Raw genomic sequence first — 22,453 nt, 5'->3', positions numbered from 1 at the left:
GAATTATTTTTCAACTAATTTAGTGATGATATTTTCAACGGCGTCAAAAATTTTCTGATTATCAAACTGTTTTTCAATATCCGTGAGATTTTCTTTAATTTTCAAAACAAATTCTGGCTCAGTAAGAAATTTCTTCATCGCATCGTACATTTCGCTGGTTTCGTAATTGATGAGGTAACCTGTTTTTTCATGACTGATCATTTCCGGAATTCCGCCTACATTAGTTGAGATAATCGGTTTCTGAAGAATCAAAGAATCAGCAATGATCAGTGGCCAGCTTTCAGATTCAGAAGGGAGAATGAAAAAATCTGCATTTTTCACATAAGGGTAGGGATTCAGCAATGATCCTAAAAACTCAAAACTTTGAGTTACACCTAAACTTTCTGCCTGTTTTTTTAAATTTTCTCTTTCATCACCGTCGCCGATGACGATAACGTGATGATCAAAACCATCTTTCAATAATTGGGAGTGTGCGTCGATCAGTTTATGGAAGCCTTTTCTGCTGTGAAGTCTTGCTACAGAAACGAATATAGGTTTGTTTGGGAATTCGGGTTTAAAAGCTTCGGCTTTGGTTTTTAATTCTTCAATCGGAATTGCATTTAAAATAACCTGATTTTCAGGGATGTTTAAATTGGGATATGTTTCAATTAAAATATCTTTAGTCTGCTGAGATCCAAAAATGAAATAATCAAACTGTGGAATCTGCTTTAAAATGGCAGGAACCAACGGTTGCAATTTGGGAAGCGTAATGTCTGAATGAAACCAGCCTATTTTTTTTGAATTTTTATTGGTAGAATTTAAAACCGATGAAAATGCCGCATAAGTAGGTGCAATCTCCACATCAAAATTTTCATTGAGTAATTTTCCGGCTATTTTGGGGTTCTTCTGAGCTTTTTGCAGTTTCAGTTTTCTTTTAGCCAACTGTAATTTTTGAATAACAGAGTTTTTAGAAAAATCTTCTTTTCCGTTTGCGATAAAAACTTTTCTGACGTGTTTCGGGAATTCATCTCTAAGCTCACCCTGATTGATATTTAAACAAACCGTCATCTCAAATTTTTCTTTATCAAGATGATTGAGCATGCTTAGAATTACTTTTTCAACACCACCCATTTCCATAGAACGGTGTCTGAAAAGAACTTTTATTTTATCTTTTTTCATCATTAACTAAATAATTGTTGAACCAATATTCTCAATTTCTTTTGAATTCTGTACGGGATAGAATTTTGATATTCAAGCAAATCGTAAATCTGTTTTGAATTACTAAATTGAGTAGGAACGGCTTTTCCGTTAATCATTTTTAAATTTCTCCTTTGCATGGCATTAAAAATGACTTTAGAAAAATATTCCCGTGACTTAGGTCTGTTGTCGTTTTGTGAAATGCCTCCTGAATGTGTTCTGTACAAATAATTGGCTTCGTCAATGAATTTCACTCTTCCTTTTTCATACATTTTTAAGTATAAATCCTGATCTTCTGCAATTTTCATTTCCGTATTCATCTTTTCTGTTGTTTCATAGATGTCTTTTCTGAAACACACAAAATGGACAATATGAACCGGGCAGTTAAAAAAATACGGATCATTATTGGGAACCGCCATCGGATTCTTGGGAATGTCTATCTGTTCTAGATTTTCATCGCATTTTACATATTTGGAATAGGTAAGTACAACTTTTTTCTGATTTTTAAAAATTTCGATACTCGAATTCAAGGCATTGGGTGTGATGGCATCATCCGGATCTACGAAACCACAGATTTCTCCTGTCGCCAATTCAATCAGTTTGCTTTTGGTAATGCCTACGCCGCTGTTACTTTCGTTTTTGAAAATTTTAAAACGGTTGTCGTCACCTATAATTGACTTAATCACCTCTAAAGAGTCGTCTGTAGAATCATCATCAAGGATTACAGCTTCCCAATTGTCATAACTTTGAGCAATAATAGAATCGTAGCAGCGCCTGAAAAATTTTCCATTATTGTAGTTGGCAATGAGTATCGAGAACTTCATCAGTGGGAGAGGGTTTTGTATTAATAAATTTTCACAAAGATAATTATTCTTAAAAATTATTAATAAGATAAAAATCTTTATTTTTGCAACATTAAAACAAACACTGTGAGCGAAATAACTAGAGTTCTCAAAACTTTTATAGGCTATCTGAAACGTCCGGATCTTTATCCTGAATTAGGTAGAAAAATCATCAAAAATACTTTTAATAGAAACAGTGCTTTCAAAGGGAAAGAAAAAACGAACCTTTGGGCTTCACAAATTGCTGTCAGCCAAAAAGATGCTATAAAGAAATTGTTTAACATTGAATTTCAGTCTTTTTCGGAAAAATATCCTCAGGAATTTAAAAAAGCTTTAGATATACAAAATGCCTGCCCGATAAAAATGGGTGGTGCAGGAGCTTTAGAACTTTTATACAGTGCTTGCGAATTCACTCAGGCAAAAACCGTGATAGAAACCGGTGTTGCTTATGGTTGGAGCTCGTTTGCCACACTCACATCTTTGCAAAAAAGAAACGGAACTTTATACAGTTCAGATATGCCGTATTTAGGGCAAAATGGTGACCAATATGTTGGTTGTGTGGTTCCGGAAAATTTAAAAATAAACTGGAAACTCTTCCGTCATGCCGACCGCGAATCTTTACCTAAAATTTTAAAAGAAAGCGGTGAAATCGATGTTGTACATTATGATTCTGACAAATCTTACGAGGGAATGAGATGGGCTTACGAAACGCTTTATCCACGATTAAGAAAAGGCGGAGTCTTCATTTCTGATGATATTAATGACAACTCGGCTTTCCAAGATTTTTGTGAGCAGGAAAAAATTACTCCTACCGTGGTGGAGTTTGAAGGGAAATTTGTGGGAGTTTTTGTGAAGTAAATTTTCTGGTTGCCAATGTTTTAAAGTACCTTAAAAAAAGAATTGTTTAATATGAAGAAAGTTTACCTGATTATATCTGCTTACAACGAAGAAGAGAGTCTTGCAGTACTGCATGCAGGTCTTCATGAAGAATTAAACAAAATTTCTTTTGAAGATTATGAGCTTGTTTTTGTAAATGATGGCTCAAGAGATCAGACCCTTCAGGTTTTAAGAGATCTTCAAAAAAAAGATTCTCATATAACTATAATCAACCAGTCTAAAAATTTTGGGCACGAAATGGCGATGACCGCAGGATTAAACTACGTGGCTCAGCACAATAAAGAGAAGGAATTTGCGGTTCTCTTCATGGATGCAGATTTACAACATCCGCCTGCAATGGCCGCAGAAATGATTCAGAAATGGCTCGAAGGTTATAAATTGGTGCTTACACAGCGAACGGATAATGAAGATAAAGGGTTAAAATACAGGATTCTCGGAAATACCTATTATAAAATTCTCAATTTTCTTTCGGATGTGAAAATTCCACGCAATATGCCAGATTTCAGGCTTTTAGACAAAAAGTATGTTATCTGGATCAATCAGCTGAATGAGACAGACAGAATGTTCAGAGGGATGCTTTCTTTGGTTGGGCTTCAGGATGCTTTAATCTTAGAATTTACAGCTCCTAAAAGATTTGCCGGGACTTCAAAATATAATTTTTTAAAATTGTATAAACTGGCTATTGACAGTGTAATTCAGTTTTCTGTAAAACCTTTGAGGCTTGCGACTTTGCTTGGCTTTTTAGGGTGTTTCAGTTCAGTTCTATTTTTGGCATATTCTATTTACATAAGCCATGTTAATCATGAACCGAAGACGGGCTTTCTTACATTGCTCTCAGTGATGATTTTTTTCTGCTCTTTGATCATGCTTTTTTTAGGGATTTTAGGAGAGTATATTGGAAGAATTCATATAGAAGTAAAAAACAGACCACTATATTTTAACGAAATTATTAAAAATGAAGACTAAATATTTACCTTTATTTTTAATTATTTTCATCAACATCGGATTTCTACTAAGTCTGTATTGGTTTCCTGTTACCCGTGATGAGTTTTATTATCTTGATAAGTCTCAATTGCCTTATGTTTTTTCTGAATATTGGACCAGCTACAATTATGTAAACCCTAGAAGCGGACAGTTTTTTTTAAATATTGTCGCTCGGAGCAAAATATTGAAAGTTGTATTTGGATTTCTACTTTTCAACGGATTTTTATGGGCTTTATTTGCCAATGTTTTCAGACGATTTCCAAAAATTTCTCAAAAAGAAGATGCATGGAAATTTCTGATTCTAACTGCAGCTTTTATTTTTTTAATTAATTATTTTGGGGAATTGTTTTATTACAGCCCGTTTGCGACCAACTATACTTTTACACATGTACTGTATTTGCTGTATTTGTTTGTGATGACAGAATACTTTATTTTTCAAAGTAATATATTGCCAAAATCTGGTTTAAAGATTATTTTACTATGTCTTGTAGCATTTGTAACAGGAATGGGAAATGAACACGTACCACCGATTCTTTTGCTTTTTTCAGGGGTTTGTGGTGTTATATTTATGTTTAAAAACAAAAAACTTCCTGATTTTAACATTATAGCGATTAATATCTCAGTAGCAGCTGGTTATTTGGCACTGTTTTTTGCACCTGCGAATGCGGTGAAATATAAAACTGTTGGTAAGACTCAGTATGGTTTTAGTTTTGAGGATTACTTTGCTACATTTACTAAAATACTGAAGTTTTATTATTACTTTAATTTTGAATTGATTTTTATAGCTGTGATCTCTTTTTTAGGACTTGTTTATCTTGCTAAAAGAAAATTACTAAATCGAAGGGAGTCTTATCTTTTGTTAAGCTGTCTTTCTATGGCTATTTTGGCTATTTTGATTATCTCTTATTCTCCACTTACAGGGACGAGATTGATGTTTTTTTCAACAATGCTGATAATTATTGTGACTGCCTTTGTAGCTAATCGATTTGTTAAAGTTTTTAAATTTAACTCATCATTCATAAAAGGTGTTGCTGCTATTTGGCTTGTGGTATTCTTTATGGTAAGTAGCTTAATTTGCTTTGGAGCAGATAAGATATACACAAATCTTTCCAACGAAATCTCAGAAAAAAGGAGGGTCAATAACGAGGTTGTAATAAATGAACAACTCAATTATTTTAAAAATAATTATTCTAAATTTAACAGACGAGTTCTTTTTGAAAACGGAAAGGAATACATTGATAAAAATCCATATAAAAATACGGCTGAAGAGAAAAATATTATAAAATATTTTGATTTGAAATCACTTTCGCATAAATAAAATGAGCAACATATTAATCATCAATGCAGACGATTTAGGTTTATCCAAAGGTGTAAATCAGGCAATACTTCGAGCGCATAATGAAGGCTATCTTACGCACGCAAGCCTTATGGCAAATACAGACTATTTTGATGATGCCATCGCAAACGTGATTCCCAATGCGTCAAAACTGAAAGTAGGTTTGCATATCAATTTAACATGCTGTAAGGCACTTTCTGGTGAGAGCGGTATCACTGATAAGAATGGATTTTTGGCTAATAATTTTGTGAAAATTCTTTTTCTGAAAAAGTCAAAAACCAATTTGAAAGCTATAGAAACCGAAATTGAGCTTCAATTACAAAAACTTTTAGACCATAATATTCAGATTTCCCACATTGATGGGCATGAGCATATACACATTATTCCATCTATAAATAAAATTGTACAAAAGCTTGCAAAAAAATATAATATTGAAAGAATAAGAGAGATTAATGAAGATTTTTCTACTTCTTTTAAATATAATTCAAGAACTGCAAGTATAGCAAACGTTTTGAAACTTACAGTGCTTAAGTTTTTGAGTTCGTTTAACAGTAATAAAAAAAGCGTGGAATTTTACAGTATTTTAAATACCTGCGAAATTAATTCTCAAAATCTTTTTACGTATTTGGAATCGGTGAATGAAAAAACTGTAGAAGTCATGTTGCACCCTTCTCTGAGAGATTTAGATGTTGAGGCACCCAACCTGGATGCACGTTTTATAGAATTTTTAAGGTCAGATTTCAGAAAGCAGGAATTTGATTTGTGTTTTAATAAAAAATTTAAAGATTATGAGTTCGTGGACTAATTTTTCTGAATCAGATGAATGGAAAAGTATTGTTCTTGATACATATCCTTTAGAAGCAAAGATTGTAGAATTTCAGGAAAATAAATTCAACCTTTTTGGTAATGGGAGTTATTATTCTAATGCTCCATATTTATCTTACGGAGGGCATTTTTTTAAAAATAAAGAAGTTAGTAAAGATTTTCTTAAAATTACAGACAAGCCGATTCTGATAAAATCGAAAGAAGAGCTAAACCTTCATGATTCATTACAATTCATTTTAGTCACTGATTATAAAACATTCGTACTTGATCTGTCAGATGGAATCGATGTGGTTTGGAATAAACACATCAAATCTAAGACAAGAAATCAGGTTCGTAAAGCAGAAAAAAATGATTTTCAGATAAAGACAGGAGGAGAGGAATTATTAGATGATTTCTACGAAGTTATCACCAAAGCATGGCGTGATCTGGGAACACCTACACATTCAAAGAGTTTTTATGGTAACATCGTAAAATATTTTAGTGCTGATTCAAAATTCCATGGTCAGTTTATGGTAATTTATATTGATGAGAAACCAATTTCTGCAGCCTGCATGATATTCAGTGATGATTATATTTGTCATCCTTATGCAGCGACTTTAAAAGAGTTTAATAAACTTTCTGTAAATAATATTCTCTATTGGAATATCATTAAATTTGCTGTCGATCGAAAAATTTTAGCATTTGATATGGGCAGAAGCAGAAACGGACAAAGTACGGTAAAGTATAAGCTATCTTGGGGCGCCGAGCCTGTGCAGCTGTATTACTACTATTTCAACAAAGCTTCTCATACCAATGATGAAGATGGCAAGCTTGTTAAGTTTCTCATCAATATGTGGAAGAAACTACCTTTGCCTATAGCTAATTTTCTGGGTCCTAAACTGATTTATAAAGTATTAAAATGATTTTTAATCTTACCAAAGAAGATTTAACAGAGGTGGTCAATATTCACAAGAATAATTTGCCAAGCCTTATAAATTTTTATACCAACGATTTTATAGAGAAATTTTACTTACATCATTTACGTAAAGAAGATGATACGGTTTTAGTAGGTTATAAAGAAGATGGGGAATTGTATGGTTTTGTGTTCGGAACATTAGATGTTGAAGATATGTTCGGAAGCTTTACATCTCAAAACAAAACATATTTTATTAAACAGACACTTTTAGCTTTAATTAAGCATCCTAAATATCTCTTGTATATTTTTCAGAGTTTTTTTGCCAAAGGATTTCAGCAGGGAGACTCAAAAACACAATTGGTTTATATCGCAGTTGATCAAAAACGCAAAGGATTAGGAATCGGAAAAAAACTACTGGAAGGATTTGAGCAGGAACTTAAGAAAACAAAAGATTATTACGAACTTGAAGTTGAGCAAAATAATTCTGCACTGCAATTCTACGCGAGTAAGAATTTTAAAATTATAAGAGAAATCAATAATATTCTCGAAAAAAAATACTTAATGGGGAAAAAGTTAAAATAACTCATTCCTGAAATTTATATTATATAATCCCGATTTTATACTCTGGAAATCTGTAATTAAATACTTCGCAATCATTCCCCACTTTTTCAAAAGAGGAGCTTGGGCAATTTCCCAGCTTCTATGGGTTCTTTTGATGTGAAGTTTTATGTCTTCAGACATCGTTTTCTCGCTTTGAGCCCACTCATTTACTGCTCTCCACAATAGTACTCTGGTGTTTGAAGGTTTTACTTTTTTTGCATCAACTTGTGTAATTCTGTTGCTCTCATGCACACCTCTCATGGCAACGGCATTGTCCAAGATTCCGGGATAAAAGTTGAGGTAAAATGAACTTCGAAATAGGAGCTCAGTATCCTGATGCAACCTTAAATGTGTTTTAAACAATGGCTGTACCTTTTCAAGTAACGGTTTTTTTCTAAATGTTAGAGCGTCAATGCTAAAAAGTCCAAAACTTCCGAGCATATTAAGCTGACCCGGGAAAACGTCTTTGGGAGCATATTTTTTATAGACGGTCGTCAATCTGTCGCCAAACAAAGAATAATATTGCTCCTTTGCCTTTTCTGAATAATAATGCACACCCAAAGCACCGTAAACAGCATCAACTTCATCATTTTTAAACAACTCTCTTTCAGCATCAAAACGGTTCGGAAGATAGTAGTCATCGGCATCCAGAAAAGCGATGAAATCTCCCGTAGATTTTTTAATACCCAAATTTCGGCTTGCTCCGGCGCCGTGGTTTTTTTTGTCGGGATGCTGATACAATTTTACTCTTTCATATTGCTCTGCCAGTTTTTTGCAGACTTCGAGAGCTTTATCAGGGGATTGATCTTCAACCAAGATTATTTCATGCACTTCTTCAAACTGAAGAGCAGATTCTACAGCTTGCCTGATGTATTTTTCGGCATTGTAAACGGGAGTGATAACGGAGATTTTCATTAGATAGGTTTTATGATCCAGTTATCTTGGTTTATATCTTGAAAATCAATGGAGTTAATTTCTTTAGATAATGTGCGGCTGTAGATTATAAATTTATTTTCAATAAAAAAATCAAATAATTCATTAGCACTATAGCTCAAACTATTTTCGATTGATGGTCTGTCAAATTCCATGAAAATCACAGGTCTATTTTTTAAAAAGATATCTTTATTTCCTAAAATCACAACTGCTTCGAATCCTTCAACATCAATTTTGACAACATCAAATTTTGTATCACCTAAAACACTTTCTAATGTATCTATTTTTAATACAATCTTTTCTGTATTGGAATTTTTTCTGTCAATGAAAGAACTAGCTCCCGCATGATCTTTAACAAAGTAAAATTCTTTGTTTTCTTTTTTATCTCCAATTCCAATGTTAAATGTTTCGATATTTTTTATCTTATTTTTTCTTATGCTTTCATTAAACTGATTAAAGACCGGAGGCATTGGCTCAAAAGCATATATCTTTTTACAATAAGGACTGGATAACAAGCTATGCTGTCCAATATTTGAACCTATATCCAACATTACTTTACTTTCTGATAGTTCATTGATGATATCATCAACTATTTCTTTTTCATAAATTCCATCCGTGAAAATTTTCATATCCACGTACCCAAATGCCCTATTCAAGACTATTTTTGTAATATTATTACGATATTTTATATTATATGTTGTTTTACTGTCTAAGTAAGAAACATTCAGTTTTCTTTTTAAATAGTTGTAAGCTCCTTCTTGAAATAAAATGTTTTTAAATTTTTCTAAAGTATTCATTTGTTAGTTTTTAAATTTCACACTTCTGTGCTCAGCCTGCAGATATATTTTTTTTCCGTCGGCGATATTCTTATTTAGGTTTTTAATCATTCCTGTCGGACTCAGAAATTCTTCGTAATAATCAAAAACATTCTTTCTTATTGCTAAAATCTCATCATTTAAAAGAACGAATAATCTTTCTTTAAGCAGCATCTTTAAATCATTCAAATCATTAAAAATAATTGCGTTTTTCAGATGTTCAAGATTAGGGTACATCACATCGGCGTATTCTTTTTCAATAATAGGAATGGTGCCTACAGACATGGCTTCGACCACGTTATGACAAAGAGGCATTACAACACCCGGACAGCAAAGATAAAAATTGAAAAGTGCCAGATGAGATCTGATGTCTTTCATCTCAATCTGATAATTTTCGCGCATAGCAAAAACTAATTTTTGATTAAGAGTTTCTCCTTTATTTTCTAATTCTTCTGATGATTTAATGGATATAAAATTAGGATCGATTTCCAGAAAATTTAAAAGTTCTGTTCTTGATGTTACTTTAAAATCCGTTCTTTTAATATCTAAGTAAGCATTTCTATTAAAATTTCCGTAGCAGAATAAAGCGTTATATCGATTATTTGACAATTTTATTTCTTCGTTCCAGAGTTGGTAATGATACATATAAGGATGGAAACTCATTGGAATATGAAAACTTCCGTTTGTGTTGTTTTCATTTTCAAAATAAGCATTAAAATAATCTGCACTAAACATAGAATCTGTTATGGTGACGATTTCTTTCGGTAGATTTCGGGTAGTGATACTCAAGAGGTATTTTTCCTGCAGGAGCAAAGCCATGTAACGGTCTTTATTCCTGAGATTTCTAAACAGCGACAAGTTCATCGGATAATAAACTGTGTAGCCTGCAAGATGGTAGAATTTTAAAAGAAGATAAAAAAAACGGTGATATAATTGCGGGTTCTGAAACTTGACCAGCACCGCTTTTTCTACTTTTTCCGGAACATACTTCTTGTGATTTCGGTAGGCTATGAAATCTGAAAATAAAGTTTTTAGTTGTTTTGTTTTCTTCAGGATCATTGTATTTGCGGATTTAATGCATGAAATCTGTATCTGGTTTTCAATAACTCAGGGTTTTGGATTGCATAAATTATGTAAAAAAAGTATTTTTCCATCCCTTTTTTATTGGCAGTTTTAAAGCTGAGATAATCCAGTTTTATTTTGTGTAGATATTTTTTCTCCAAATGAGTTGTAGCTGCCCATTGATATAGTGAGTTTTGAAGCTGATATTGATTAGAATAAAATTTCGGAGAATATTGTTTGATTTTCGTAATTCTGTTATCATCATGCACGCCACGTATAGCAATGGCTTTATCAATAATTCCGGTTTTCAGATGACACTGGTAAGAGAGTTTTATAATAAAATCAGAATCCTGATGCACCCGAAGATCTTTATTGAAAAATAAATTGTATTTGATAAGCGAAGACCGTCTTACAGTCAGTGTATTCAAATGAAAAAAAGAACCGAACGTTTTCGTTGAAAGCCCAAGAAGACCTTCAAAAATATCGTTTCCTTCAGCCTGATATTGTACCGTCGTTAACTCATTGTTTTTAAATTTTTCTTGAAACTCAGCTTTCCCTTTTTCGGTAATGAATTCTGTTTGTAAAGCTCCGAAAATGCCTTCAATCTTTTCATTATTAAATAGAGTCTTTTCTGCATCAAAACGATTGGGAAGGTAATAATCATCTGCATCCAGAAAGGCAATGAAATCTGAATTTGATTTCTTAATTCCCAAATTTCGGGTTTCTGCCGCTCCATGATTTCCTTTATCTTGATGTTGAAATAATATCACACGCTTGTTTTCCTGCGCAAGTTGTTTGCAAAGCACTAAAGAAGCGTCAGTAGAAGCGTCTTCAGCCAAAACAACTTCGGTAACTTCCTCAAATTGTAAAGCAGATTCTACAGCTTTTTTCAGAAAAGCCTCCGCATTGTAAACGGGAATAATTACGGAGATTTTCATGAATTGCTAATTTCTACAATAATACCTTTTAAATATTTTTCTCTGAACTCTTCAGGAATTTCTAGTGATTCCTGCTCGTTTGCCTCGTTCACGTGACGTCCTTTCACAGGCATTTTATCTTTCGCATTCATTAGGAACCACATGTATTCTATATCGATATGGCCTACATCCAAAGCCCAGAATCCTTCCTTCGCAAGATCATATGACATAATGGTGGCTGTAGGGCCTAGTGCAAGAAGAATGAGCTTGTCTTTACCATGATTTTTTGCTGCTTCTAAAATCTCATTATAGTTATCAAAGGCATTTTTTGGAGGACAAACAATTCTTTGCAACGATTTTGCATTTTCAAAAAGATCATTTCCGACACCCAGACGGGAATATTTTCCTTCGATGATAAGAATTTCCTGCTGTTCCCAGATTTTTTTCAGATGAGAAACAATTTCAGTAATTCTGTTTTCAGATTTGTCTGAATATCCAAGATAAAAACGGGTAATAAATGAGTTTCCGTAGGTTTTATCACTGTTTATGAATGGTTCAATTCTTTTCCCGTAATTATTGATGAACTTTTTCCACCAATATTTCGTAGGCATGTCAAAATTCTTTGTTTGAGCTAAAGGTTCCGGAAGACATACCAAATGATTTTTGAGATCAGAATTTAAAGTCTGATGAAGCCTCTTACGTATTTCCTCGCTTTGCTCTTGAAATTCTAGAGTATAATGAGGAAGACATAGCCTGAATTCTCCATCGCCGAACCTACTCACAGAAATTTTTTCCTGTATTATTTTCTCAATTGTTTTATCAAGACTCAAAATTTTATATTTAGGAAAACCCAAGCGTGCTTCTCTGGTCTGCCAAAGCCATTGCAGATAATAAAATTGTGAAGAAATTTTTTTCTTGATGCTCATAATTTTCTAACCGGAAATATGTTTTCCTAAAGGTAATTTATTTAATACAAATGTTATTATTAATGCCAAAGCTAAAGATAGTAGAGCGGTAGCAAAAATATTAATAAAAGTAAAATTTGTAGTTATAGCAATCCCTATTTTGGGGAGAATCATCATTGCAAAAACATGAGACAAATAAATTCCGTAGCTGTACTGACTGATGATATTGATGATTTTAATAAAGATATTCTCTTTAAAGACAAGGTCTTTAAAAAATAAAAATATACCAAGACTTGACAAGATTACATTGGGAGTAAGATAGCTGACAAATGTTTTGTTGAGTTCACCACTCTCTTTGCTTGTAATATAAGTTAAAACAAAAGTCAAAAGATTCCCGATAACAAAAATAAGAGCATAGACCCATCTGTTTTTTGTCACTGTAATATTTTTATGTAGATAATATCCTAAAACAAGGTAGCCCAAAAATCCTGAAAAATAACGCCAGTCGATTCTCGTAAAAAGGCGGTTAATTCCAGGGAGGTCAATCATTAATACTGCGAACCAAATAATAAGGTAAAAAAGAATTTCATTTTTACTTGCTCTCTGAATCCATTTGTTAATAATGGGCAAAAATAAATAGACACCAATAATCATGTAGACATACCAAAGATGATAACAGGTTCCGCCTTTCATAGCCTTGAAATAGTCGAAACCAATTTGAGTGAATGTACCGCGTATCGGAAAAATCATGAAAAAATAGATAGTACTCCAAAACAAGAAAGGCAGTATAATTCTCGACATTCTTTTCTGAAGAAATTCTTTTAAAGTATAGTTTTTCCCAAGCAGCAAAACCCCACTCAGCATCAAAAATACCGGAACACAAAATCTTACATTGCTGTTGATGAAACTTCCAGTAAGCCATGAACGACTTTCAATATCAAATGTATTACCCGAAGCAATTGTACAGTGCAAAACGATAACTGCAAATGTAGCGAATGCCCGTAAAATATGAACCCATTGTAAAGAATTTGAAGCCATACTAAAAGATAGGTTTTTCAGTTATTATTTTGTACACAAGATTCACAGGATTATATACCACATAATCATTAAAACTCCATCCGCTATGCGGCATTGTATTGATGAAAAATAAAATATAGGAAATCCAATACATTTTTTTGAAAAATAAAAATGAACTTTCTGATTCTGAACTCTGATACGTACTTTTCTTTTTCAGAATGTAAATAGGAATCAGAGTGGTAAAATTGCACAAGAAAATCCACCGTGAAAAATCTTTGGCTACAATGCTTAATAAAAGCAAAACGCTATATTGCAACCCGATAAGTATGTAGAAATTGATTTTTAATTTTCTGTTTTTTAAATCATTACTGATCATAATCATCATAAAAACTAAATGAAGCATAATGGCTATTAGAAAAGAAATATATTGATTTCGGGTAAAACCAAGCTCCCAAATGTAAAGACTACGGTCAAAAATACCTGAGTTAAATAAAATATTTTCAACACCAATTTGTTTCCAGGATGCAAGAATGGCTATTTGCTGATCACTGTTTCCTAATCCAAAGAAGAAAATAATCAGGAAAATCAAAATGGATGGAAGTAGAAATAAAACTGACTTAAAATATTCCGACAGTTGATCCTTTTCAAATATAAAATTCTTTAGAAGCAGTACAATCGGAAAAAACGAAACAATAAAATAGAGTTCGTGAGTAAGAGATGCGATGATAGATAAAAGGTTGACGGTGATAAAGGCTACTGTTTTATTCTTTCTTTTTACAATTTCAAAACACGATAAGAAGAAGAAAACCAACAAAATATGATCTTTTCTGATTCCACGACCCAGATAAAATACAAAGAGCAAAAGTACGCTGGTAGAAAATACGACGAAGAATGGTGGTCTGTATCTCAACATAAAATTACCTACCAATGCGGCAAAAATCAGGAAAAATAAAAGGTTATAAGTTTTCTGAATCCACACCGCATTCACTGAAGTGATTTTACTGAACTCGTAGATAATTTGTCCGTCTAACCCTCTTCTTACAAAACCTCCTTCGTAATTGATGTAAAAATCGGATTGGTAAAATGAATTCCAGATTTTCATCAGATTAAACTCCTGAAATCCGAAATAAAAATAAAAACCAATTAAGACCAATGCAAAAAAAGCAAAGATTTTCTTTATCATCGATTGGTTTAGAAAACTAATATTTTCCATGTTTTACGAATGATTTTTTTCAGCCCACAACGCAAGTTGCAGAAGATTCCAATGTTTTCGATCTTTATTTAAAAACTTTTGGGTTTCATTAAAATCAATATATTTAAAAATCCTTTGGTCTTTATTTTTAAGGTGATCGTCAGAAAAATTCATTAGGTTTTTTTCTTCAAACCAATTTTCAATTCCTAATCCGAAGCCTTGTTTACGACGGTTCCTGATTGTTTCTGTCCAGTAAGAATTCATCGATTCTCGGAGAATAACTTTATCTTGCGCAGAATTGATCTTAAGCTGATCCGGAAGTTGAATGCAGAATTCTGCAAAATCTATATCTAAAAACGGCGTTCGCACTTCCAAAGAATTTGCCATTGCCATTCTATCAGATTTTACAAGCATATTTCCCGGGACATATTTCTCCAGATCTGTACGCATAATATCGTTCAATGAATTTTCATCTGCAGTAAAACTATAAGGTTGAGAATAGTTTTCATTAATACCTAATTGCCTTCTTTCATTTTCATTAAAGAAATTTCGTACGTCATTTTGATGAAAATCTAAGATTGAACTGTACTGAACATTTTTCTGTGAGATATAAGAAGTCTGCTTTAGATTCTGATAAAGTTTTAACCCAAACTGAGCGATTATATTCTGATAGCTGAAATGTTTTTTAAGCTCATTTTCAACTTTATAAAAATTGTAACCTCCAAAAAGCTCGTCGCCCACATCGCCTGACAGCACAACGGTTAAATTTTTTCTTGCTGCTTTACAGATTTCAAACTGAGGAAGAGTAGAAGTGTCGGCAAAAGGCTCATCCAAAAAAGGGGTGATTTTCAGAATTCCTGAAACAAGATCTTCCTTTTTTTCATGGATTTCTATATGTTTTGTTTTGTATTTTTCGGCTATTTCTCTGGCATATTTCAGTTCACTGTCTTCATGATCATATCCAAAACTGATGGTAGTCTGATGAGGTAAAAACTCGTGGACCATCGCAACAATTGATGAGGAGTCTAAGCCACCACTTAAAAAGCTTCCGACTTCCACATCGGCAATCAGCTGTTTTTCAACAGCGTTTTTCAAGAGATAAACAAATTCTTCTTTTGCATCAGAAAGACTGATTTGGCGGTCTTTTTTTGGAAGACTATAATATCTTGACACTTCAATTTTACCATCTTTCCAGATCAGCTGATGAGCGGGAGGGAGAGAATGAATGTTTTTATAAATACTCTGATAAGTGCTCACATAACCATATTGCAGATAATGAGAAAGTGCATCGTGATTGATTTCTGTATTGGCGAGTCCGCTTGCTAATATGGCTTTGATTTCTGAAGCAAAAATAAATTCACCGTTTTTTCCGGTGGTGTAGTAAAATGGTTTTTCACCAAAACGGTCTCTGGCACAAAAAAGCTGTTGCTTATTTTCATCCCAGATGGCAAATGCAAACATTCCGGGAAGATCGTGAATCAGGTTTTCCTTTTTGCGTTGGTACATTGCCAGAATGACTTCCGTATCCGAACCTCCGCGGTAATGATATTCGGCATGTTGTTTTTTGATTGATTGGAAACCATAGATTTCACCATTCAGAACAATGCATTCGTTTTTGGTATTCGAAAACATCGGCTGTTTTCCATTTTCTGAAAGATCGATGATGGAAAGGCGGCGATGGCCTAATGCGGCATTTTCATAATATTCATGATGAGCAGAATCGGGACCACGATGCGCAATAGCATCGGTCATATTCTGTATTTCACGATTATAATTTTTGGCGTTAGGTGTAATGATTCCTGCTATTCCGCACATGTTTATTTGTGTTTTTCTTTAGTCCTGAAGTTTCAAATTTACACATTCAGAAAGGTTAATCCAACTTCTTTTACTTGATTTCGCAATTCGGTCAGTGTTTTTTCATCTTTCACAATCTTACGGTATTTTTCCTGAAGTATTCTGTATCTGCCCCGGTTTCCCGTAAACATATTTTTAAGCATGCTTTGTCGCAGAGATTTTTTCTCAAGAAGTATGGCATTTGGAAGGTTGGGGTTCATCATTTTGGTTTCTACACCAAGATCTGGATATTTTACATAATCTACTTTGCTTAATATTTGTTTACCATCATGTACGACCTTACTTTCAGGCACCAGCAATATTTTTTTCTTATGGAAATGTACTCGGTTGGCATACTCTACATCTTCACCGTAGTGGAAAAAGTAAGGGTTGAATCCGCCAATGGTTTCTACGGTATTTCTTGGCAAAAGCCAATGTGCTGCATTAATGAAGCTGAGTTCATAAAATGGCTTCATATTTTGAAAATAAAGATCAGAGATCAACCGGGTCTTCTCAAAATTAGTGGCGATATATTTGTCGAGAAAAATATCAAGCAGTTTTTCGCTTCCGTCAATATGCATCGGGCTCAGAATGCCAATTTCTTCTTGTTTTGAATGGCTTTCAAATACCTCTAAAAGTTTCTGAATACTATTTTCGTACAACCATGCATCCTGATTCATCAGGTAAAAAAAATCGGCTCCGTTTTTATAAGCTTTTTCAATCCCGATATTGTTTGCTTTCCCGAAACCTAAGTTTTTAGGTGATTGTATAAACTCAACTTCGGGGAACCTGTTTTTAATAAATCCCTGACTGCCGTCTGTAGAGCCATTGTCAATCACTATACAATCAAGCGGAACAGAAGACTGTCTCAAACTGTTGAAACATCTTTCAGCCCATTTCATGGCATTGTAAGTGACGATAATGACAGTGGCTTTCGGCATATCTTATTTTTGGTAATATTTTGAAATTAAATTTCTCAGGTACTCCTCTTTATCGTTGAGATTGTTTCTTTTAAAATAACTCTCAATTTTAGATACTTCTATCTCGTAGCCAGAGCCTTCATTCTGTAAATGTACAATAGGTTCAATCTGTAAAACATCAGAAATGGTCTCTGTTATCTCTATGATAGAGAAATTCTGAAGATAAGCCAAATTGATGATCTGATTGGGACTGAAATTCTCTACAATCTCTTTGGTAATGGTACTCACGTCACTCACGTCGATCAGATTTCTTGTTGCTTTAGCGTGAACCGTAATTTTTGTTTCACTTTCTATAGCCCGGACAAGATAGTTCACAAGAAGGTTTGGGTTTCCACCTTTTCCCACGGCATTACTAACCCTTAAAATATAATATTGATCACATGAATCTGCGATGATCTGTTCCATTTTAAGCTTGTGCAGAACATAATGACTGTTGTTTTTGGAAGAATCATAGATACTGCAAGTGGAGAAATAGACAAAGGTTTTCTCGGGATGGTTTGCAATAGTATTTTTTAAGAGATTAAGCTCTCTTTCAAATTCAAAATCTCTTATTTCCAAAGAATTAGAAACACCCGATGCGAAAAACAAAATGTCTTCCGAATCGATGCTTTTGAGGGCTTTGGCGATAAGTCCGTTTCCTATGATCATCTGTGTTTTTTATTAATGTCTTTTGAATACCTTATCAATTGATAATATTTTTTCATCAAAAATAAGTGTTGTGCAAATTTAAGATGTTTGAAAGGATAAAATTGAAGTGAAAATAAAATATTCTTTAAATTAATCGGATAAAATTTAAAATATCGATACAAAAACCCATCAAACACATTCCTTTCTGTTTCAGAATTTATTGTCTGATTAAATTTGATATTCAGGTTTTCTCTTACTTTAATGGTAGCATTGAGCCAATTTTTATCTTGATTTCCTTTTGAGAAGTGTTGAATAAGAATATCATCAACGACAAAATTTTGAAATTTCTCTGAGACTCTCAAACTGAAATCTAAATCATACCCATGAAAACCTATGAGATTTTGATTAAATTTAAATGGGATATAATTTTCTTTTTTAATGGCCAAAAAAACTCCGTCGACTGCAAAGACAGGATTTCTTTTTTGTGGAGTTTTAAACTGACTTATATATTCATTATTGTTTTTGTTGCCCTGCAAAAGATGGAAGAAATTATATTTTTCAGATACTGTCCAGCTGCTCGGTGCATGAGGTACATACGATGATCCTGCCACACCGATGATTCCTGTTTTATCGTCAGAAAGATGTTGTGCTAAAACATTCCCCCAGTTTTGAGTATGAAAAATTAAATCTTCATGCAAAAATAAAAGGTGGTCATACTGCGATTTTTCTGCTCCATCATTATAAGCTTTTGTGATGCTCATCAGATTAGGATTCCATATCTTGATGATCTCATACAAAAAGCCATCACCAATAGTCTCGGTGATGTTTTTTACCAACTGATTGTAGTAGTGGGGTTGATATGATGAGATAATGATTGAGAGCATACTGTTATTTTAGCAAGTGATCATATTCTTCAGATGTGTGATTGCCTTTTTCATCAATTTTCCATGAAGAAGATTGATTGGCCGTTTTTATATAAAAAAGATTTTCTTCTGTAAGTGCATTGGGATTGAGATACCAGCCGCCATGATTACAAGTGAAATCTCCCGCTATCCTGATTGCCGTCATAAATTTAAATAAATTAAAAATAGTTTTAGGATATTTGGGTTTATACAGTGCGAAAGTAGTATCTATGAATGCAAAATAAATGTTTTTTTCAAGTTCGTCCTCCCAAAAACGTTTTTCCCAAGCCTGCACTTTTTCCTTTAACGGATAATAACCAGGAATATCCTGAGTATCGATCGCAAATCCTATCTTATTGATTTTCTTATAATATTTAAACAGATAATTGAGCATAATAGTCTCGAAATCTTTCGGCAAATTCTCATTGGGAACAATATCTGAGTCGGTAAGAAAATAAAATCCTTTTCCGTATTTACGCTGGAGGTCTTTGTTTTTAAAAAACACATCATGCCCAAAGTTAGTATTCAGTTTTTCAACGGTTACAGCGTCCTGAATTTCTGTATAATAATCTAACAGCGGTTGATAGGTAGATGCGTTATCGATAATGATGATGTTTTTAAATTCTCTTTTAATCAGAAAATCAATAAGTTGTCTTAGATAGAAGAGCTGATTAAAATTGATGATGATAACCGGAATACTTTTGTGATCCTGCATCTGGTGACGTACTGTACCATCAAACTTCATCAGAAATTTGAGATAAAGCGTATCTAAATGCAGCATGAGTCTACGTTTTGTAATCATCCTTTGGAATGTTTTATTTTTTTGTTGATCGACCAAACAACTTTGGTCATATCCAAAAATCTTTTCGGATAACCTCTTTTCAGAAGGATGCTGAAAAGTCTGAGATGAGGTTTTACCAGATTTTTCTCACAGAACCTAAGGTGGTCATTCAGCATTCTGATCAGGAAGCTTTTGTCAAAATATTGTGAATACTTATTCAGAACTGTTTCACGCATAATATGGTAACCTAAATCTTTTTTACTTTGTAAAGATAAGTCACCCGATATGCTTGATGTTGATATCCTTACCGTAACTTTTGCATCTGATATGTAAAAGACTCTATCTAATCCTGAAAAATTTAAAATAGCATAATCATCCGCTCCCCATGCAAAAGGTATTTTTAGAAAATGATGTTTTTTATAAGCCGAAAGTGCAAAAATGTTTTCAGACAAGCTGCTTGGCATTAAACCTTTATATTTTCTTTTAAATAATTCTGGTGCAGGAATTATAGTTTCGTCAGTTGTAATGGTATGTAAAATGGTTTTATTTTCATCTACAATTTCGTGTGAAAACTTAATGGCAGAGATGTTTTCAGATTGTACTTTGGGTAGATTTTTGTAAAATTCAGCTACGAAGTTTTCAGAAATAATATCATCATCACCTAAAATCTGAAACCAGTCTTCCTTTACATGAGCTAAGATTCTTTCCCACTGCAAAGCAAGGTTTTTCCCACCTAAATTATCATTGTAATCAAAATATAAATAAGAAAAATCACTCAAATATTTTTCGATAAGAGGTAACGGATTGTCGGGGCTTGCATCATTGCCAATATACAGCACAAAATCTGTGTTACTTTGTGCAGCAACAGATTGTAGTGTTTCTTCAAAGAAATCTATTTTGTAGTAGGGGATGACAATGGCGAGACGATTCATTATTGTGAAATAGTAAATTTAAGAAGTGGTAAATATTTTCTGCGGCCTATTTTAAAAAATGGAAAAAACTTTAAAACTTTAATGACCGTTAAAAAATTTTTAGGATAGGATTTGAAATAATCACGAACGAATCTTTCGTACATCTGATATTCTAAATCTCTATTTATTTTAACATTAAAACTACTACCAAGCTTCTTTCTAATGTAAATGTTGCTTTCTAGCCATTTTTGGTCAGGGTTTCCTTTAGAATAATGTTCTAAAAGAATTTCTGATGTCACATAGTTTTGATATTGTGTTGAGACACGAAGGCTTATTTCTGTGTCGTAGCCATGGTATCCTTTAAGATTTTCATCAAATTTAAATTTATTGAATATTGATTTCCTCATACCTAAAAAAACACCATCTACAGGAATTACTTTTTCTTTTGATGCATCAAAAGTTTTTTCTAACGTTTTGGTTCCGTCTTTTTTATGTTGAAGAATGTTGATTCTTGCATTTTTAAGAGTAGTAAACCAGCCATATGGTACTGCAGGAACGTAAGTTCCTCCGGCAACACCTATCAGGCCTGTGTCAGATTCAGAAAGTTGTGAGATAATTAATTTTCCCCAATTTACTGTAAGTAGATTCACATCTTCATGCAAAAACAATAGATATTCATATTTTGCTTTCTCTGCTCCTTTATTGTAAGCTTGGCAGAGCCCCATCAAACCGAGATTATCTATTTTGATCAGCTCATATTCCACGCCGCAGGTGGCTGCAATGTTTTGTTCAAGTGCAGTATAATAGTGGGGCTGATATGATGAGACAATAATGGAAATCATTATATATTGTCGATTACTTTATAGATTACTGCCATAGAATTTTCTTTTGAAAATTTATGAACATTTTCTTTAATTTTTAATAACGATTTTTCACGGAATATTTTATCTTCGTGGGTTTTTATTATTATATCTGCAAATTGATCAATATCTAAATAATCTGCAAGCAAGTTAGTACCATTCAAAAATTCTTCTGCACCACCAGAGCGTTTAAAGCCAATAATTGGTTTGTTAAACTCTGCAGCTAAATGCATTACTAGGGGAAAAGGATCTTCTCTTGAAGGAAGTAAGAAGCAGTCGAACATGTTCATATAGTCATTCGGGATTTTCGTATTTTCAATAAAAATAATATCCTCGTCCACCTTTAATTTTTGAGCATCTATTTTTGCAAATCTGACAAAAGGGTTTTGATTGTTCCCCCCAATGTTAAAAATCTTAAATTTAATGTGTGCAGATTTTTGCTTTATTTTTTTTGCTATTAGGGGTATTATTTCGCTGCCTTTTCTTAATTCTTGAGTACTTAAGGTTCCTAAAATGAATGTTTCGTCAGGAATATTGTACTGTTGTCTTAATTCTGATGCTTTAGTTTTTATTTCGTTATCTTTAGATATAAACGAGTATGCTACATTGATTTTACTTGTAGAGATTTTATAATTTTGAATTAGAAAATCCTTTACCGATTGAGAGCCTGCTAAGATATTATCCACAGATAAAATTTTGTCAGACAATTCAGAAGCTTCATAAAAACTTTCTAATGCAAACTGAAGTTCATGGGTGTACAAAATTGTTTTTAAACCTCTGGCTTTGAATTTTTCTAAAATATTCAACGTAGCGACTGTCATACCAAAAACACAATCGTATTTTTTCGCAGATAATTTTTCAACGGCGGTATTGTACAAGTCTTCTTGAGTAAGGGTTTGGGTTTGTACAAAAAAGCGGCTTGTTATTTTTTCTATTAGATTTTTTCGGGGGTGAAAATATTTAATATTTACAGTTGTAGGCACAACATCAATAAAATCTTTAGCCATTGTACCATTCAATAGAATTAGTAAATCTACTTCATACTTTTGCTTACTCTGAATATCTTTTAACACTTCAAGAAGAAGAATAGGTGCGCCAGATCTTGTAGCCTCGTGTAATACGAAAAGTATTTTTTTCACATTCATTTTCAAATTTATAGTCTT

The 22,453-nt window shown here is 33.1% G+C and carries 23 protein-coding genes; 6 read left to right on the top strand and 17 right to left on the bottom strand.

Annotated elements, in window-relative coordinates; genetic code table 11:
• Positions 1 to 3: 3 nt before the first annotated feature.
• Both MQX03_RS12505 and MQX03_RS12500 read right to left on the bottom strand, forming a co-directional pair.
• Positions 4 to 1,161 carry a glycosyltransferase gene (locus MQX03_RS12505; RefSeq protein ID WP_242803481.1) on the bottom strand — a complete coding sequence of 386 codons (1,158 nt, stop codon included), beginning with the start codon at positions 1,159 to 1,161 and terminating at the stop codon, positions 4 to 6.
• On the bottom strand, positions 1,161 to 2,000 hold the full coding sequence (locus tag MQX03_RS12500) for a glycosyltransferase (RefSeq protein WP_242803480.1): 840 nt from the start codon (positions 1,998 to 2,000) through the stop codon (positions 1,161 to 1,163). Before MQX03_RS12500 ends, MQX03_RS12505 begins: the two co-directional genes overlap by 1 nt.
• A 105-nt stretch (positions 2,001 to 2,105) precedes the next feature.
• Here MQX03_RS12500 and MQX03_RS12495 point away from each other — a divergent pair, with 105 nt between their 5' ends.
• Genes MQX03_RS12495 through MQX03_RS12470 form a run of 6 tightly spaced genes read left to right on the top strand, consistent with a single transcriptional unit; the run spans position 2,106 to position 7,537 of the window.
• The gene (locus MQX03_RS12495; RefSeq protein WP_242803479.1) at positions 2,106 to 2,876 is read left to right on the top strand and encodes an O-methyltransferase; all 771 of its coding nucleotides are present in this window, start codon (positions 2,106 to 2,108) and stop codon (positions 2,874 to 2,876) included.
• A 51-nt stretch (positions 2,877 to 2,927) separates the two neighbouring features.
• Entirely contained in the window at positions 2,928 to 3,881 is a 954-nt protein-coding gene (locus MQX03_RS12490) for a glycosyltransferase family 2 protein (RefSeq protein ID WP_242803478.1), read from the top strand.
• Positions 3,871 to 5,217, top strand: a complete 1,347-nt coding sequence (locus tag MQX03_RS12485) for a DUF6056 family protein (RefSeq protein ID WP_242803477.1) — start codon at positions 3,871 to 3,873, stop codon at positions 5,215 to 5,217. The genes MQX03_RS12490 and MQX03_RS12485 overlap by 11 nt, the downstream gene beginning before the upstream one ends.
• Position 5,218: 1 nt before the next feature.
• The gene (locus MQX03_RS12480) at positions 5,219 to 6,040 is read left to right on the top strand and encodes a carbohydrate deacetylase (protein WP_242803476.1); all 822 of its coding nucleotides are present in this window, start codon (positions 5,219 to 5,221) and stop codon (positions 6,038 to 6,040) included.
• Positions 6,024 to 6,962, top strand: a complete 939-nt coding sequence (locus MQX03_RS12475) for a GNAT family N-acetyltransferase (protein ID WP_242803475.1) — start codon at positions 6,024 to 6,026, stop codon at positions 6,960 to 6,962. Before MQX03_RS12480 ends, MQX03_RS12475 begins: the two co-directional genes overlap by 17 nt.
• The gene (locus MQX03_RS12470) at positions 6,959 to 7,537 is read left to right on the top strand and encodes a GNAT family N-acetyltransferase (RefSeq protein WP_242803474.1); all 579 of its coding nucleotides are present in this window, start codon (positions 6,959 to 6,961) and stop codon (positions 7,535 to 7,537) included. The genes MQX03_RS12475 and MQX03_RS12470 overlap by 4 nt, the downstream gene beginning before the upstream one ends.
• On the opposite strand, the gene MQX03_RS12465 is transcribed toward MQX03_RS12470, so the two are convergent.
• Genes MQX03_RS12465 through MQX03_RS12395 form a run of 15 tightly spaced genes read right to left on the bottom strand, consistent with a single transcriptional unit; the run spans position 7,529 to position 22,435 of the window.
• Entirely contained in the window at positions 7,529 to 8,470 is a 942-nt protein-coding gene (locus MQX03_RS12465; protein WP_242803473.1) for a glycosyltransferase family 2 protein, read from the bottom strand. The two genes, MQX03_RS12470 and MQX03_RS12465, sit on opposite strands and share 9 nt — an antisense overlap.
• On the bottom strand, positions 8,470 to 9,285 hold the full coding sequence (locus tag MQX03_RS12460) for an FkbM family methyltransferase (RefSeq protein ID WP_242803472.1): 816 nt from the start codon (positions 9,283 to 9,285) through the stop codon (positions 8,470 to 8,472). Before MQX03_RS12460 ends, MQX03_RS12465 begins: the two co-directional genes overlap by 1 nt.
• Before the next feature lie 3 nt (positions 9,286 to 9,288).
• Positions 9,289 to 10,362, bottom strand: coding sequence for a glycosyltransferase family 47 protein (locus MQX03_RS12455; protein ID WP_242803471.1), 1,074 nt, complete (start codon positions 10,360 to 10,362; stop codon positions 9,289 to 9,291).
• Positions 10,359 to 11,303, bottom strand: coding sequence for a glycosyltransferase family 2 protein (locus MQX03_RS12450; RefSeq protein ID WP_242803470.1), 945 nt, complete (start codon positions 11,301 to 11,303; stop codon positions 10,359 to 10,361). Before MQX03_RS12450 ends, MQX03_RS12455 begins: the two co-directional genes overlap by 4 nt.
• Positions 11,300 to 12,208, bottom strand: coding sequence for an SP_1767 family glycosyltransferase (locus MQX03_RS12445; protein WP_242803469.1), 909 nt, complete (start codon positions 12,206 to 12,208; stop codon positions 11,300 to 11,302). The genes MQX03_RS12450 and MQX03_RS12445 overlap by 4 nt, the downstream gene beginning before the upstream one ends.
• A 6-nt stretch (positions 12,209 to 12,214) precedes the next feature.
• Positions 12,215 to 13,225: an acyltransferase gene (locus tag MQX03_RS12440; protein ID WP_242803468.1), complete on the bottom strand. Its 1,011-nt coding sequence runs from the start codon at positions 13,223 to 13,225 to the stop codon at positions 12,215 to 12,217.
• A 1-nt stretch (position 13,226) separates the two neighbouring features.
• Entirely contained in the window at positions 13,227 to 14,417 is a 1,191-nt protein-coding gene (locus MQX03_RS12435) for a hypothetical protein (RefSeq protein ID WP_242803466.1), read from the bottom strand.
• Positions 14,418 to 14,420: 3 nt separating this feature from the next.
• Positions 14,421 to 16,211: an asparagine synthase (glutamine-hydrolyzing) gene (asnB, locus tag MQX03_RS12430; RefSeq protein WP_242803465.1), complete on the bottom strand. Its 1,791-nt coding sequence runs from the start codon at positions 16,209 to 16,211 to the stop codon at positions 14,421 to 14,423.
• Between the two features lie 38 nt (positions 16,212 to 16,249).
• Positions 16,250 to 17,170: a glycosyltransferase family 2 protein gene (locus MQX03_RS12425; protein WP_242803464.1), complete on the bottom strand. Its 921-nt coding sequence runs from the start codon at positions 17,168 to 17,170 to the stop codon at positions 16,250 to 16,252.
• A gap of 3 nt (positions 17,171 to 17,173) precedes the next feature.
• Positions 17,174 to 17,857 carry an NAD-dependent epimerase/dehydratase family protein gene (locus tag MQX03_RS12420; protein WP_242803463.1) on the bottom strand — a complete coding sequence of 228 codons (684 nt, stop codon included), beginning with the start codon at positions 17,855 to 17,857 and terminating at the stop codon, positions 17,174 to 17,176.
• Positions 17,854 to 18,720 (bottom strand): glycosyltransferase, encoded by an 867-nt coding sequence (locus MQX03_RS12415; RefSeq protein WP_242803462.1) that lies wholly within the window; start codon positions 18,718 to 18,720, stop codon positions 17,854 to 17,856. The genes MQX03_RS12420 and MQX03_RS12415 overlap by 4 nt, the downstream gene beginning before the upstream one ends.
• A 4-nt stretch (positions 18,721 to 18,724) precedes the next feature.
• Entirely contained in the window at positions 18,725 to 19,519 is a 795-nt protein-coding gene (locus MQX03_RS12410; protein WP_242803461.1) for a glycosyltransferase family 2 protein, read from the bottom strand.
• Between the two features lie 17 nt (positions 19,520 to 19,536).
• Complete coding sequence (locus MQX03_RS12405) at positions 19,537 to 20,451, bottom strand: glycosyltransferase family 2 protein (protein ID WP_242803460.1); 915 nt, start codon at positions 20,449 to 20,451, stop codon at positions 19,537 to 19,539.
• Positions 20,451 to 21,272, bottom strand: a complete 822-nt coding sequence (locus MQX03_RS12400; protein WP_242803459.1) for a glycosyltransferase — start codon at positions 21,270 to 21,272, stop codon at positions 20,451 to 20,453. Before MQX03_RS12400 ends, MQX03_RS12405 begins: the two co-directional genes overlap by 1 nt.
• Positions 21,272 to 22,435 carry a glycosyltransferase gene (locus MQX03_RS12395; protein WP_242803458.1) on the bottom strand — a complete coding sequence of 388 codons (1,164 nt, stop codon included), beginning with the start codon at positions 22,433 to 22,435 and terminating at the stop codon, positions 21,272 to 21,274. The genes MQX03_RS12400 and MQX03_RS12395 overlap by 1 nt, the downstream gene beginning before the upstream one ends.
• Positions 22,436 to 22,453: the final 18 nt, after the last annotated feature.

Source organism: Chryseobacterium aahli (genome assembly GCF_022699665.1).
Taxonomy (GTDB): Bacteria; Bacteroidota; Bacteroidia; order Flavobacteriales; family Weeksellaceae; genus Chryseobacterium; species Chryseobacterium aahli.
The sequence above is the reverse complement of the archived record's forward strand: the minus strand, read 5'-3'. Positions and strand labels throughout refer to the sequence as shown.